The 12,343-nt window shown below is 62.8% G+C and carries 19 protein-coding genes; 8 read left to right on the top strand and 11 right to left on the bottom strand.

What is annotated here, in order from left to right; all coding sequences use genetic code 11:
* Positions 1 to 6 precede the first annotated feature (6 nt).
* The 4 genes from IEY58_RS01625 to IEY58_RS01610 all read right to left on the bottom strand — a co-directional run bounded on the left by IEY58_RS01625 (position 7) and on the right by IEY58_RS01610 (position 3,117).
* The gene (locus tag IEY58_RS01625; protein ID WP_189041739.1) at positions 7 to 684 is read right to left on the bottom strand and encodes a DNA-binding protein; all 678 of its coding nucleotides are present in this window, start codon (positions 682 to 684) and stop codon (positions 7 to 9) included.
* A 662-nt stretch (positions 685 to 1,346) separates the two neighbouring features.
* Entirely contained in the window at positions 1,347 to 1,949 is a 603-nt protein-coding gene (locus tag IEY58_RS01620; protein ID WP_189041737.1) for a hypothetical protein, read from the bottom strand.
* Between the two features lie 165 nt (positions 1,950 to 2,114).
* On the bottom strand, positions 2,115 to 2,372 hold the full coding sequence (locus IEY58_RS01615; protein ID WP_189041735.1) for a hypothetical protein: 258 nt from the start codon (positions 2,370 to 2,372) through the stop codon (positions 2,115 to 2,117).
* Between the two features lie 118 nt (positions 2,373 to 2,490).
* Entirely contained in the window at positions 2,491 to 3,117 is a 627-nt protein-coding gene (locus tag IEY58_RS01610; RefSeq protein WP_189041733.1) for a hypothetical protein, read from the bottom strand.
* 254 nt (positions 3,118 to 3,371) lie between these two features.
* Here IEY58_RS01610 and IEY58_RS01605 point away from each other — a divergent pair, with 254 nt between their 5' ends.
* Positions 3,372 to 3,785, top strand: coding sequence for a hypothetical protein (locus IEY58_RS01605; RefSeq protein ID WP_189041731.1), 414 nt, complete (start codon positions 3,372 to 3,374; stop codon positions 3,783 to 3,785).
* On the opposite strand, the gene IEY58_RS01600 is transcribed toward IEY58_RS01605, so the two are convergent.
* From IEY58_RS01600 to IEY58_RS01585, 4 genes are all read right to left on the bottom strand, one after another.
* Positions 3,786 to 3,944, bottom strand: a complete 159-nt coding sequence (locus IEY58_RS01600) for a hypothetical protein (RefSeq protein WP_189041729.1) — start codon at positions 3,942 to 3,944, stop codon at positions 3,786 to 3,788.
* 67 nt (positions 3,945 to 4,011) lie between these two features.
* On the bottom strand, positions 4,012 to 4,281 hold the full coding sequence (locus IEY58_RS01595; protein ID WP_189041727.1) for a hypothetical protein: 270 nt from the start codon (positions 4,279 to 4,281) through the stop codon (positions 4,012 to 4,014).
* Positions 4,282 to 4,439: 158 nt separating this feature from the next.
* Positions 4,440 to 5,099: a YkgJ family cysteine cluster protein gene (locus IEY58_RS01590; protein WP_189041725.1), complete on the bottom strand. Its 660-nt coding sequence runs from the start codon at positions 5,097 to 5,099 to the stop codon at positions 4,440 to 4,442.
* Positions 5,100 to 5,383: 284 nt separating this feature from the next.
* A complete protein-coding gene (locus tag IEY58_RS01585; protein ID WP_189041723.1) occupies positions 5,384 to 5,638 on the bottom strand; it encodes a response regulator transcription factor in 255 nt (84 codons plus the stop codon).
* Positions 5,639 to 5,723: 85 nt separating this feature from the next.
* Between IEY58_RS01585 and IEY58_RS01580 the strand changes: the two genes are divergently transcribed.
* The 3 genes from IEY58_RS01580 to IEY58_RS01570 all read left to right on the top strand — a co-directional run bounded on the left by IEY58_RS01580 (position 5,724) and on the right by IEY58_RS01570 (position 7,500).
* Complete coding sequence (locus IEY58_RS01580; RefSeq protein ID WP_189041721.1) at positions 5,724 to 6,053, top strand: helix-turn-helix domain-containing protein; 330 nt, start codon at positions 5,724 to 5,726, stop codon at positions 6,051 to 6,053.
* Positions 6,054 to 6,299: 246 nt separating this feature from the next.
* Entirely contained in the window at positions 6,300 to 6,938 is a 639-nt protein-coding gene (locus IEY58_RS01575; protein WP_189041719.1) for a hypothetical protein, read from the top strand.
* Positions 6,939 to 7,005: 67 nt separating this feature from the next.
* A complete protein-coding gene (locus tag IEY58_RS01570; RefSeq protein ID WP_189041717.1) occupies positions 7,006 to 7,500 on the top strand; it encodes a hypothetical protein in 495 nt (164 codons plus the stop codon).
* A 145-nt stretch (positions 7,501 to 7,645) separates the two neighbouring features.
* Here IEY58_RS01570 and IEY58_RS01565 read toward each other — a convergent pair whose 3' ends face one another.
* The 3 genes from IEY58_RS01565 to IEY58_RS01555 form a co-directional block, all read right to left on the bottom strand.
* On the bottom strand, positions 7,646 to 7,897 hold the full coding sequence (locus tag IEY58_RS01565) for a hypothetical protein (RefSeq protein WP_189041715.1): 252 nt from the start codon (positions 7,895 to 7,897) through the stop codon (positions 7,646 to 7,648).
* 95 nt (positions 7,898 to 7,992) lie between these two features.
* Complete coding sequence (locus IEY58_RS01560; protein ID WP_189041713.1) at positions 7,993 to 8,415, bottom strand: Imm63 family immunity protein; 423 nt, start codon at positions 8,413 to 8,415, stop codon at positions 7,993 to 7,995.
* 44 nt (positions 8,416 to 8,459) lie between these two features.
* Positions 8,460 to 8,984, bottom strand: coding sequence for a hypothetical protein (locus IEY58_RS01555; protein ID WP_189041710.1), 525 nt, complete (start codon positions 8,982 to 8,984; stop codon positions 8,460 to 8,462).
* Between the two features lie 137 nt (positions 8,985 to 9,121).
* On the opposite strand from IEY58_RS01555, the gene IEY58_RS34560 reads away from it, so the two are divergent.
* The 4 genes from IEY58_RS34560 to IEY58_RS01540 all read left to right on the top strand — a co-directional run bounded on the left by IEY58_RS34560 (position 9,122) and on the right by IEY58_RS01540 (position 12,242).
* Positions 9,122 to 9,256, top strand: coding sequence for a hypothetical protein (locus IEY58_RS34560; protein WP_268237541.1), 135 nt, complete (start codon positions 9,122 to 9,124; stop codon positions 9,254 to 9,256).
* 423 nt (positions 9,257 to 9,679) lie between these two features.
* Complete coding sequence (locus tag IEY58_RS01550; protein WP_189041708.1) at positions 9,680 to 10,231, top strand: UrcA family protein; 552 nt, start codon at positions 9,680 to 9,682, stop codon at positions 10,229 to 10,231.
* A 503-nt stretch (positions 10,232 to 10,734) separates the two neighbouring features.
* Complete coding sequence (locus IEY58_RS01545) at positions 10,735 to 11,790, top strand: threonine aldolase family protein (RefSeq protein WP_229743420.1); 1,056 nt, start codon at positions 10,735 to 10,737, stop codon at positions 11,788 to 11,790.
* Positions 11,791 to 12,032: 242 nt separating this feature from the next.
* On the top strand, positions 12,033 to 12,242 hold the full coding sequence (locus tag IEY58_RS01540; RefSeq protein ID WP_189041706.1) for a cold-shock protein: 210 nt from the start codon (positions 12,033 to 12,035) through the stop codon (positions 12,240 to 12,242).
* The last annotated feature ends 101 nt before the right edge of the window (positions 12,243 to 12,343 follow it).

Below are 12,343 nucleotides of genomic sequence, written 5' to 3'. Positions count from 1 at the left end.
CGTTGTTCAGGCGCCGCTCCTCAGGTCAGCGCGCCCGACGACAAGATTGGCACCGACAGGGACCGCCTCGCCCGGAGCGCGTGGAGTTAGCCGGTCCAGCGCAGCCTCCGCGCGAGCTGCCCGCTCGAGCAGCTGCGCGTTCTCGGCCCGAGCCGCGGTCAGCATTCCCTCGATCGCCGCCGCCTGACCCTCCGCCCGGTCGGCCCGTCGGTATTGCTCCGCCAGCTCAGCGGTCATCGTCGCCATGGCGGTCTCCGCGGCCCGCTTGGCCTCGAACATCGCGTCGTTATCAGCGTATGCCGCATCGAGTTTCTGCTGAGATTCAGCCAACTCCCGCTTCAGCGCCTCCAGATCGACTGCCTGCCGGGCATGCTGCTCCTGCTGCGCAGCTGCGTAAATGTCGCCACACAGCACGACCAGCCGTCCCTCCAATGACGACCGCTCATCATCCAGGAGTCTCCGAACGGCCATCGGCAATTCTGCCTTAGCCGCCTTCGCCCGAGCCGCCTCAAGCTCGCGATTTTTGAGAAAAGCGCCCCAGATCTGTGCGATGCGCCTTGTATTGCCGCCACCTAGGCGGTCGCGGATGACGCTCGGCGGTACGAGCCTTCCGCCGCCTTCTCTCTCAAGCTCCAGCCCCGCTTGAATGATCTGGTCATCCGAAAACTCCGCCGGTCGCCCCATCCCTTCACCTCGCGAACAAAATGAACAAATCAAACAAACCCAAGCTGCGCCGCTGCAAAACGCCGCAGGCTCGGCCCCGCCCAGCCACCCCGCCCGCGCCCCCATTCATCCGACCGTCTATCAGCCCATTCACCACGCCCCACATGACACGACTCCAGCCAACGGCTAAACAAGCACAAGCACATACACAGTTGTAACGAGCTGTCAACCGCGCTTTGTCCGGACAATTTCAAATTAAACTCGCATAATGTTGACACGACGCGAGACTCAACGTCGAATCCTTTCAAGGATTTCGCCATATTCTACCAATTTTCTCCGCGCGAAATCCTTCACACAAGGATTTTTAGCCAATCCATGAAGGATTTTATTGCCGGGACAGAGTGAAAAACGCCTCTGCTCCCAACAATCAAAGTGTCCTGTTAGGCGTCGAGAAGCTGGCACGCCTAAGCGCGAGGGAGGCGTTTGCGCCAAAACGGCATCGATCAGCCCCCCGCGTCGCCGAAGATCACCAGGCGGCCATAATGCCGGTGAGCGCGCTGCCGCAGACGTCTAGCCCCGCCTCCCCGCGCCTGCCGAGGTCTTGGACGGGTAAGCGGCGGCTCAATCCAAGCGATCACTGCGGCACTCATCGGACGGATACGACACGCTTCCTGGCGTGACTTTCATCGACGCGCGGCGCCGTCCGTAGGCAGGGCGAATGGCACCGGCCGCACCAGCCGCACGGCCCACGGCGCCACCAACTCGGCGCGAAAGGCTATCCGGTACGGGGCGCCGGACTGGCCAAGTTCCGAGGGGCCGCTCAGCAGTGCCGTGACCTGCGACGCGCCGGGCGCCTTTCCGGACCGCGTCGTGCACCGGGACGGATCGAAGGGACCGTGGTCGCCAAGGATCAACGGCGACGCGGAGCAGCACGCCAGCGCGAAATGATGGCTCCGTCCGCTACGGCGGCTGGTCACCGTCACGTGCGGCGGTACCTCATACTCGCGGCCTTCGCGATCGAGATAGGCCGTCCACCTGACGACTTCGGCAGGAGCGACGTCTATGGCTCTTGGTCGCGAACGCATCACCGACCACATCACCGGGAGCGAGCCGCCATTCAGCTTGGCGGCGTCGATCACCGCCTGTCCCAGGCTGTTGCCGATGCCCCAGAAGAACAGGCCGCCGCCGGACACCCGCTCGGCCTCCTTGCGAGCAATGATGCTGGCTAGCAGTTCTCCCGCCTCCGCCTGCATCTTGCTCCACACGAAGTACCCGCCCACGGCCATATTCGAGCCCTCCTTGCGATGGTTGCCGTCGCGCCAGGCCCTGAGCGAATTGCCGCGAAAGGCGCTTAGGGGTAGATCGGCGCCGCAAGTGGTTGATGCTGAACAAGCAATGGAGGACACGACGTCACGCCGCTTCACATGGAGCGCCCTGATCAGGAGTTCGTGTCAGCGGCTTAGCAGACGACGACGAAGACCATTCGCATAGGCAGCAATCCTGGCCATCAGCGATTTCCCTTCCGGACCGAGATCCGCGGGGAGTATCCTGGCCCGAGACGCCGCCACAATTGCCGCGGCGCACGCTTCGAGCGGCCCCGATCCGTCGTCGAATACCCAGGGATCGGCCGCGCCTCGCTCGAACCGCTCCAGATGAAGGCGGCGGAAGCTTTGGTCGGCAGCGAACCGCTCCTGCCAATCGTCGATCATCGCTCGATAGTCCGGATGGATGCGCTCCCGGGCCGACGCGATTCGCGCGCCTGTCCTTTCCGCTTGACCCATCATCTTCGAAAGAACGCGAGCGGAGCCTCCGCACCATTCGCGCAAGCTATCGGCCAGTGCGAGATATTCCGAGCGAAGCAGGAACCGCCGCTTCACCAGATTCGAAACCAGCCGACCGCCGCTGTATCCGGCCGTTGCGGCGAAGACAGGCAATAGGATCGCAGGCCAGGTCCGCAAGCTGCTGCGCGATGTCGGCGGCGACGCGCTCTCGCTCTTCGACAGGCTTGAGTGCGAAGCTGGCATCGAGCTGCTCGAACATCCGGCGCAAGACATAGCGCGACAGGTCGAGCACCGACTTGCCGGAGAATGGCACGCCATCCTTCTTCGCGGCGCCCGGACCCTCCAGACGCGCCAACAAGGCAACGGCGCGCGCTTCGGCCTGCAAGCACAGGTCGACAAGTTCCGCTTCCGACGGCGGACCGGAGAAGCCGAGCCCCAGATGCTTCAGGATCCTGCCAAGCTTGGCGGCCCGCCAGTCGTCCGGCTCGATCGGCAAAATCAAGTCATCGTCGCGCGCATGGCGGATCGGGTCCCGGGGGACCGATCCGCCTCCGCGCCAGAGACGATTTTTTATCTCGCCGAAGACTGTCGCGCGGTCGAACGTCCAAACGTGCGCGCGCGCAGCATCCGCATTTTCCGCGAGTATGCCTTGGAGAAGAAAGGTGCGGTTCATCGATCCCCCACGTTGGCACATCATCCGGAATTCGCCGCTCGTAGCGCGCGACGCGGGCTGCTGGCGAGAAACCTGCGGACATTTCGGCGTCAGGCGGACGGCAAACAGCGGGGTGCGGGCCAAGCGTTAGATAGATAAATCGCTTGGGCCCACGATCGTCTCCGATCCTTTTGCGGAGAGAAGCAAAGCGAGGACGGATGAGCCGCGACGCCAGGACAAGTGCAGCGCCGTGACGTCTCGACCCGGACTCTAAAATGCTGTCGCGCCTGGCGACGAACGCAAGATCGACATACGAGGCGCATTCCGCCGGACGCAGATCGAAGCGCCTGCCGATTCACTGGACGACACCGATGCGCGACGGCAGCGCGCCCGACGCCCGGCTCACGAGGCGCGCAGGCACCTTCAGTTCACGACAGACCACAGCGAGCTCGAGTGAGGCAGTCTCATCCGGCCTGATCGCGGGATGGACGGGACTCATCGACCGCAAGAGCACCCAACATCCGTACGGCAGTGCGCAGCTTTTCGTCGGCGGGCGCCTGGGCGGTCGCGCCGACGCGCTCCAGGAGCCACGGCCGCTCGCCGGTGTCGATGCCGCTCGAACTTTCCTCATTTGTGCCGGAGTAAAAATCCCCAGGCGGTCGATTGCCCCGATCGGCCCCGCGGGCTGATCAGAGATCCGGATCTTCGGTGGCCGACATCCTGCGCATGCTTTCCCTTATGCCCCTCCTGTCTTCGATCATGTTCGCGCGACGCTGATGTGCGGCAAGCCAGTTTTTATCCTTGCCGACATGACGAAGCCCGTGCATCGCCGAGCCTTGCTCCACCATCTCCAATTCACGACGGACCACTCCGAGATCGGATGACGGGCCGCAATCGCGTACGGCTTGGCACCTGCTAAGGCTGCTTACGGTACCAGACGGCTTCCTGCTTGGACTGGGAGAGGGCGAAGACGATGAATGCGCCGCCGAATATCGATATGGCGATGCCGAGGAAGAGGGTGGCGTAACCGGTGGCGCTCAAGCCAACGATCGTCATGACCGGCCCAAATAAAAGCCACGGCAAGATGATGAGCTTGACCAGCATGGAAAGGCAGCCAGTTGTCTCGAGCTTCTTGTTGGCTCCGCAAGAAGCACATACCGTAGCGCCTTCATTGATGATCGACATGCAGTGCGGACATTTTTCTTCAACCAAGGTACGTCTCTCTCGAAGAGGTTCGCTGAATTGATGCGCCTTTTGTCAATGGAATGACCACGCGCAAGATGATCGGGAAGATCGTTGGGTCTCCGTCGATCCGGAAGCCGGAGGGCGTCGTCTCGACGCTCTCACCGCAGGGCGGCTTTGGCGAGAACGTCCTCGCCAGCCATGCAACGTCGTTCGAAATCCGGCGTGCTGAACGCGACGTGAAGCGCCCTGATCAGTTCATATGCTCCGCGGACAATCCCGAGTTTGGATTGAGCGCCCTGGATTTGAGGAGCCAAGTGTTTCGCCATGTCCCGAAGGGTTTCGGAATAGGGAACCAGTTGCTCAGCCTCCGGCTGCTGCCAATCCCGCTCGCATGCGGCGCGATCGAAGGAAGCATATGATCGGCACGCGATCGGCCGTGCACCGTACACGCCGCATGCTCCCTCATCGCTCAGGAGCGGACACATGATCCGGGCGTTTTTGCGCCCCTCGTCGCGGAGGTCTCCGACGGCCTTTCGCTGATGTCTGACTCGCGTTTTTACGCGTTCGAGATTCGACCGATTCTCCGGCCGTTCGAGAAACTGTTTGATCGCTATGACTTCCAGGGCGCTCACCCCGACTTCGAGATGGCAGCAGTAGCTGCAACCCTTTACGCATTGCAGATGCAGGGCACCGTCCTTGGTGCCGGTTCCGATGCTGGCTGATCGCTCGTCGTAGAGTGTAAAAGCATCATCGGCCAATTTGAGTGCTTGATGTAGCGACATTCCGATCCTCAGCGTGTTTAAGCCGAGATCATTCACCTTTGAATGGTTATTTCAATCGAGAAACTCTAAATTTTTAGACATCACATTCCTGAACGAGGCGACCTTCGGCGATAATTCAATTTAGCTGACGGAACAAAAACAGTGTAAAATCATTGCGATCTCGATTATTCGTTGCAATTCGACAACGGCAGATTCGATCAATGGCTTATTGTTTGCCGATCACATCTGTGCCTATGAAGAACTTCGGAGCGACGCTAAATTCTCCACCTCTGTAAAAGCTTCAAAGCGTTCTCCGCGCAGCTGGGCATCCTGGCACAACCTCAGGCGCGCCTGTTAGCAGCTCTGATGATTCCTTGGAACACGGCGATCACCACCGCCTGCGTAGTCGTCCTGGCGCCGAGCTTCCGACGCGCACTGCCGACGTAGTGCTCGACCGTCTTCGGCGTCAGTCCCAACATGTGCGCGATCCGCTTCGGCTGCTCCCCCTCGGCGAGCAGCCGCAAGCATTCGAGCTCGCGCCGCGTGAGACGCGCGAGACCATCGGCGCGTCGCGATTCCTTGGTCGGTCCGTCCACGCGACGAACGTTAGGTGAATTTCACCTAATTGTCGGCCCAAAAACACCATGGCGGCCAGTGCGTGAACCGACGACACAATCGGTCATGCAGATTGGCGACCGGATACGGGCTCGGGCTCGAGAACTCGGGCTCTCCGACAGCGAGGTCGGCCGCCGGATCCAGGTCGACCCGTCGCGCGTCGGGCGCTACGTGCGCGGCGTCAACGAACCCGATCTCGCGACGCTGGTCCGCCTTTGCGACGTCCTGGCGCTGACGCCGAATGATCTTCTGCTGCCCAAGGATTCGCTCCCGAATTCGGAGCGTGAGCGCCGACTCGCGCTGATCGCGGACATCTGCTCCCAACTGCCCGACGAAGACCTCGAGGTCGTCGTGAAAATGGCAGCCGCGCTCAAGGAAAAGCGGGCTCCGCGCTAAGCGCGGCCTGGCGCATGCACAAATCGGACTGCGGCGCCATATGGGGAAATCCCCATCTGTCCGGATGCCGTTGACCTCAGCAAGTTGAACGCGAACGTCGAAGTCGGAACTCGCCAGGGCTGCCGCCAAGGATTCGAGGCCGACGCGACGCGCGGAGGCTCTTTCGATGTATCGCAAGCATTCGGGCGCCGTGGCGGCGACCGGTTTTCCCGCCCTCGAATCCATTGCTCTCGCGGCGAGGTTCGAATGACGGACCCAATGGACCAGATCCGGCGCGACTATGTGGCCGAAGAAGGAATCGTCAGCGCCATCCTGGGCGAGGTCCTTCAGCTGAAGCGCGCCGATGGATCGACGGTCGCCTTCAAGACTGGCAAGGCGGCGGCAGGAATCGGCGTGGGCCACGATGTCTGCGTCGTAGCCGTGCGCGGCGAGGACAAGGCCGTCGTCGTGCTCGACCGCACGACCGGCCTTCGCCATCGAAGCCAGATCCTTCGCGGCAACACGGGCCCCGGCTTCCAGAAGATCGGCAAGGCGTCCGCCTGGTTCAATTTCGCGTTGATGATGGTTCCGCTGCTCGGCCAGCTCGCCTCGATCGCGGGCCTGCTCGGAGCGATCGTCGGCGCCTTGGTCGAACGGTCCCGAAAAGGGTCCCCTCCAGTATCGATCATGACGATGATAGTCGGCGTCGCGATCTATCTCCTTGGCTCCGGGATGCTCTATCTCCACTGGATCTGGAACGGCTCTGCCTTCCTAGGATTCGTGGTCATGGTCGTGGGCGCCGCGATCTTTTGCTTCCTGGCGCGCCGGAGCGGGACCGCGTTCGTCGAGGCCATGGAGCGGTTCCTCGACGAGCACCAGCGGCCCGGCGCCGCGAAGTCCGCATAGAGCCACCCCATCCATATCGCATGTCGGCGGCGATCCCCGTGGCGCCGCCTTCCGGAGCATCTTTCGAATGACGTTCAAAAACATGGCGCCCATCGGCATCGCGTTGGCGATCCTCGCGGCGACTTCATCGCCATCGTTGGCGGGTGAATCGCGTTTCAGCTCGACCTGGACGCCAGACGCGAAGGCCGACCTGGTGAAGATGCTGCACCTGCATCAATGGGACGACGAGGTGATCACGAGATCGCTGGACCGCTTCGCGTACTACCTGGGGCTCGGACACGCGCCGTCGGGCCAGGAGATGGTCGTCGAAGGCGTTCGAGGCGACACGATCGCCGTCGCCCTCGACCCGAGTGGCATCCGCGGCATGCCAGGCTGCGAGATCGGCTCGATGACCATGAAAAATCCGCTACGGTCGAAGACGACGGTGTCCGGGGTGTTCTGCCCGAGCGGATCGTCATGGAGATACGCCCCCCACTTTCTCGAGATCACCGAGATGGACGCAAACAATCGGACGCTGCGGACCACCGACGTGACCGACATCGGCAAGAAGCGCCCGAAATGATCCGCGATGGCTAGGGAGCGCGGCGCCGGGTGGCGGCCGGTTTCGGAGCCACCGCCTCCTTCAATCCCCGTTGGTCGGTCGACCGGCGCGGCGCTCGACGCTGCGGCGAGAACCGGGTGACCTTGCGAGATCACCCGGCGCCCAATCAACTCTCGACCCAGACGCGTTTGCCGGGATGGTGCTCCCTGATCGTGTCCACAGCGGCGGCCACGGCGGCATGGTCCGCGGGATCGATCGGCCTCACGAAGTCCGTGACCGAGAGGCCCCCGGCGCGGAGCCGCGCAAGCTCATCGGCGATGAGCACGCCCGTATTGACCCATAGGGCCAGCTTCGCGCCCGCTTTCCGAAGCGCCTCGAACTCCTCGAAACCTAATCGCGTCAGCGCAAGGAAGACCATGTCATCGTCCCATGAGGTGCGTGCCGAGATTCGGCGTCGAGCTGTCGCTAGGCGCCAGGGGAACGCGTTCCGCACCTGGCCAGGCACCCGGCGCGTTACTCATCCGAGTACGGGTGCTCACGCAGTATATCGGCCAGCTCCCCATCGAGACGCTTCGCCCAAAGGCGATCGAGCTCGGCGAGCAACTCGCGCTGCCGTCGAAATAGGAGGCGGCGGAAATCGGCGCCGGACACTCTGTTCTTGAGTTCGAATCGGCTCGCGATCGTGAAGGTAGCGTCGCGGAATATCCAATATAGCAGCTGGTCCAGGTCTTGTGTCGTGCGGCGCTCCTGCTCGCGGCCCCGCTCGACCACGACGAAATGATAGCTCCGGTCGGACTCGATGTGGGGACGAGCGCCGTCCTCTGAATGGCCGTAGGTCGGCAGCTCGTCAGGCGGCACCCCGATCTTGCGAGCGATGCGCTCCACGCACGCCTGGATCTGGTCGAGGGGAAGAGTGCCCGCGGCAGCCTCGAACATTTCGTCACGTCACTCCTGCGGACACGATTTCGACCTGCCCCGCCTCACGTCTCGGCAAACGGAAACGCGTCTTCGTGCAAGCCGACCACCGTCCTTCCGGTCGCGGCCCCGGTCGCGTCCGTTTCGACCAACGCCCATCCTGGAGCGTTGGCGTCAGCCACCGGATCATGGCCTTCGTCAACGCAGTTTAGTATCCCGATCGCGGTTTCGTGGGCGATGAAACGGGCGAGCGCGCCCAGATCCTCCGTGGCGATTCCGGCGCTTTTCATCGCCGCCAACGCCTGGCGTGCCTGTTCCCTCGTACGGTCTCCGGCGCCGTCCTTCGGGGCGTCCACCCGCTCGATCCAGTTCGCGGCGTCTTGCGACCACGGCGCAACGTGGTCCGCCCAGCAGCGCCGGAGAACCAGGAAACGGGTGAACTGAGGAAGACCCTCGACGATCTCCGATCTGATCCAGTCCTCGGGCCTGTCCAACCCCAGCGACCGATACTTGCTTTCGAGCTCCAGGGCCTTTTGCCGCACGGAAGGCGCCAGACCTGCAAGCCATTCTTGGAAGGCCGATTTTCGCATCGATATTCCCGACTCAGCGGTTCCCGTTTGCCAGCGGCCCCATTCTTCGCCACCGGGAGGCGGCAACGATAGGGAAATCAACCAGATGAACCGCACCCGAGCTTTGGCCCAACGGGCCACGCGTCAGGCTTCGCGACGTGGATTTCGACTGGCGCCGGGCGAACGCCGCGGCGCTCGGCGCTGCGGCGACGTATCTCGCTCGCGTCCATGCGATGACGAAGGAGTTTCTGCGCCTCGCGGCCGATGAGCAGAGCGAGCTCCCAACACGGTGAGCTCAGTCTGTAAATCGGCGCGGGGTTCCGGCGCTGATAGGCATCGCAAACGTTTGATTTCGAAAGCCCGGGAGCGGGCATGACGTCGCGCCGCTTCACAACCCAGCAACGCAACCGACGCGCCCTCGCCCTATAGAGAAATTTCCGAAGGAAGATAAGAAGACTTGAGGCGCCACGGAGTGAAGTGCCGCCAATATCCACTCAAATGTGAGGCACCTCACAGTACGATTTGAGACTTCGCATACATTTGCTTTCGATGAATGAGCGACGACAAATCGAGCGTCGAAAGCCCACTTACACTGGCTCGCACCTGAAAACCAGAGTCGTCGCCGCGCATCTGCTCGTTCTCACCCACCCTGGCTACGCCAGTCTAGTGAATAGGCGGGGCCCATGTCCCACTGACACTTAGCAAGGAGAACTCAAATGGCAGATATCTTCTATGCCGGTACGAACTATGGTGAAATGAAAATTCGTCTGACGAAGATTGCGACCACGGCGCGGCGGTGTTTGGCACGTCTGTCCTTCGGCCTCGACTACCAACGCACGCCCCGTCGCGACTCTTACTCCGGGAGACGAATGATGTGCCCGCGCGTCCCCGGAATTGCCCTTTCGGCCGCTCTGCTGATGACCAGCTTCAATCTCGCCTATGCCGCCGAATCGGCCGAAGAGATTGTCGTCAGGCCCGAGGCCTCGCAACTGGAATACCGCTCTGAATTGGTCGCGATCGCCGATCTCAATCTCATGACCGAAAGCGGCCAGGCAACGTTGATGCGGCGGATTCACCAAGCCGTCAGAGATGTCTGCGCAGGACCGATCGTCGACAGCCGCGTCGCGCGGGAGACCCGGGACTACCATGCCTGTTACGACGCGGCGATTGCCGACGCCACGTCCAAGGCGCAGGCCGTCCTCGCATCGGCGCGTCAACCCAATGAGGCAATCGCCGCGGTCATCGTAGCCAAAGCGGCGAATCACTAAGAGTTCTTTCGAGTCGGCACCATGCAAGGACCGCGCGTCCGAGGGGCCGGGAGTCCCGTCACCATCACCTCCCGCCCCTCGAACGGCGAGCGCCCGGTCAGAGGTCCGAGGCGTCGACGACAAGGAGATCACGGGCATTCCGTTCCGGAATGCCGCCCGGCACCCACGCCGTTCACACCACCGGCCGTGTGCCAACCGACCGAACGCCTGTCGCGTCGACGGGTTGCAGTGACATGACCTCCGCTCTCGTCGCAATATAGATCCGGCCGGAGGCTCGCAAAGGTATGAGCCAGGGCTTCGAAGCGATCGCGCGAGGCGACAGATTAAGTACAATGGATCGTGTGCGTAGCGGATGGTCGACACCCGCGACGCCCCGGCGGCTTTGCTGTAAATCGGCGCGATGGGTTTCCTCGCCTTTCCGAGCGAAGACAATCATTTGCGGCGCTGGTCGGCGCCGAGACCCCAGCCCGATTTACACAGGGAGCTAAAGGCAGGAGACGAGCTTGACCGAAACCTCTCTGACGAACCGCATCGACCTCCGTTCCGATACCGTAACCCTGCCTTCACCCGGCATGAGGATGGCGATGGCGGAGGCGCCCGTCGGCGACGATCAGTATGGCGAGGATCCCTCGATCAACCGCCTCCAGGAGCGGATCGCCGAGATGCTCGGCAAGGAAGCCGCCCTATTCATGCCCAGCGGCACCATGGCGAATCAAACCGGTCTGAAGCTGCTTACGCGGCCCGGCGACGACGTGATCGTCGGTGACGAAGCCCATGTCGTTTGGCACGAATCCGGAGCAGCAGCCGCGAATTCCGGCGTGCAGTTCACGGTCGTCGGCCGCGGCGGCCTCTTCACCGCCGACGAATTCCGGGCCGCCTACAAGGCGCCAGGCCACGCCATCTTTCCGCCCACGACCTTGGTGACCGTCGAGAACACGCACAATCGCGGCGGCGGCGTCGTTTTCCCGCAGGCCGACGCGATCGCGATCTGTGCTGCCGCTCGGCAGCTCGGCGTCAGCAGTTACCTCGACGGCGCCCGGCTGTTCAACGCCGCCGCGGCGACCGGCCGCCCCCTTGCAGAACTCGCGGCCCCTTTCGATCTCGTGTCGGTCGCGCTGTCCAAGGGGCTAGGCTGTCCCGCGGGCAGCCTGATCGTGGGCGGAAGTGCCGACATCAAGCGAGCGGTGCGCGTGAGGCGCATGTTCGGAGGCGCCATGCGCCAAGCCGGGATCCTGGCCGCGGCCGGTCTTCATGCCCTCGATCATAATCTCACTCGGCTGCCAGAGGACCACGCCAACGCGCGGGTCTTTGCGGACCGGCTGCTTGGCGTAAGTGGCGTACGGCTCGATATACAGACCGTGCAGACCAACATCGTCGTGTTCCAATTGGAAGACGACGCTCCCGACGCGTCGAGGGTGGTGGAACGCGCCAAGGAGCGGGGCGTCCTGGTTGCCGCATTCGGCGCGCGCACCGTGCGTGTCGCGACCCATCTGAACGTGGGCCGGGGGCAATGCGAACGCGCGGCGGAGATCTTGGCGGCGGCCATCGAGCGAGGCTGAGACCAGGTTCAAGGCACAGCGGAGTGTAGATCGGCGTGGGGTCCTGGCGCCGATCGGCGTGGCAAGCGTTTGAACTCTAAGGCATGAGAGGGATCATCGCGTCGCGCCGCTTCACAGCCGCCGTATCGATTCAAGCTTGATGTCCGACTGCCGACCCGGGCTAGATCATCGTTCACATTGCTCGGATCGGGAGCGTCCGGTGCTCGTGCGCGGGAACGCCACCCAAAAACAGGAAGAAGCAGATGGTCAACGGTACGGTGAAGTGGTTCAACTCGACGAAGGGTTACGGGTTCATTCAGCCGGACAATGGCGGGGCCGACATTTTCGTTCACGTCAGCGCCGTCGAGCGTGCGGGGCTGAACGGTTTGAACGACGGGCAGAAGGTGTCGTTCGACGAGGAGCGCGATCCCAAGAGAGGCAAGACCTCGGCCGTCAACCTCAAGCTTCTCTGATCTGCCGAAGCGGAGACGGCCGCGACGGTGGGATCGTGCGGCCTCCTCCTTGACACCCCTCACGTCGTCGTAAATCGTCGCCTCGAAGGACGCCCTGCAGG

It is taken from the genome of Aliidongia dinghuensis (assembly GCF_014643535.1).
GTDB lineage: Bacteria > Pseudomonadota > Alphaproteobacteria > ATCC43930 > CGMCC-115725 > Aliidongia > Aliidongia dinghuensis.
The sequence above is the reverse complement of the archived record's forward strand: the minus strand, read 5'-3'. Positions and strand labels throughout refer to the sequence as shown.

Excerpts from the sequence above, each read along its gene's own strand:
- IEY58_RS01575 (WP_189041719.1), top strand. The coding sequence starts at position 6,300 with ATGACGGACCCAATGGACCAGATCCGGCGCGACTATGTGGCCGAAGAA.
- IEY58_RS01570 (WP_189041717.1), top strand. The coding sequence starts at position 7,006 with ATGACGTTCAAAAACATGGCGCCCATCGGCATCGCGTTGGCGATCCTC.
- IEY58_RS01625 (WP_189041739.1), bottom strand. The coding sequence starts at position 684 with ATGGGGCGACCGGCGGAGTTTTCGGATGACCAGATCATTCAAGCGGGG.
- IEY58_RS01615 (WP_189041735.1), bottom strand. The coding sequence starts at position 2,372 with ATGATCGACGATTGGCAGGAGCGGTTCGCTGCCGACCAAAGCTTCCGC.
- IEY58_RS01600 (WP_189041729.1), bottom strand. The coding sequence starts at position 3,944 with ATGGTGGAGCAAGGCTCGGCGATGCACGGGCTTCGTCATGTCGGCAAG.
- IEY58_RS01610 (WP_189041733.1), bottom strand. The coding sequence starts at position 3,117 with ATGAACCGCACCTTTCTTCTCCAAGGCATACTCGCGGAAAATGCGGAT.
- IEY58_RS01560 (WP_189041713.1), bottom strand. The coding sequence starts at position 8,415 with ATGTTCGAGGCTGCCGCGGGCACTCTTCCCCTCGACCAGATCCAGGCG.
- IEY58_RS01565 (WP_189041715.1), bottom strand. The coding sequence starts at position 7,897 with ATGGTCTTCCTTGCGCTGACGCGATTAGGTTTCGAGGAGTTCGAGGCG.
- IEY58_RS01620 (WP_189041737.1), bottom strand. The coding sequence starts at position 1,949 with ATGGCCGTGGGCGGGTACTTCGTGTGGAGCAAGATGCAGGCGGAGGCG.
- IEY58_RS01580 (WP_189041721.1), top strand. The coding sequence starts at position 5,724 with ATGCAGATTGGCGACCGGATACGGGCTCGGGCTCGAGAACTCGGGCTC.
- IEY58_RS01605 (WP_189041731.1), top strand. The coding sequence starts at position 3,372 with ATGCTGTCGCGCCTGGCGACGAACGCAAGATCGACATACGAGGCGCAT.
- IEY58_RS01555 (WP_189041710.1), bottom strand. The coding sequence starts at position 8,984 with ATGCGAAAATCGGCCTTCCAAGAATGGCTTGCAGGTCTGGCGCCTTCC.
- IEY58_RS01540 (WP_189041706.1), top strand. The coding sequence starts at position 12,033 with ATGGTCAACGGTACGGTGAAGTGGTTCAACTCGACGAAGGGTTACGGG.
- IEY58_RS01550 (WP_189041708.1), top strand. The coding sequence starts at position 9,680 with ATGGCAGATATCTTCTATGCCGGTACGAACTATGGTGAAATGAAAATT.
- IEY58_RS01595 (WP_189041727.1), bottom strand. The coding sequence starts at position 4,281 with ATGTCGATCATCAATGAAGGCGCTACGGTATGTGCTTCTTGCGGAGCC.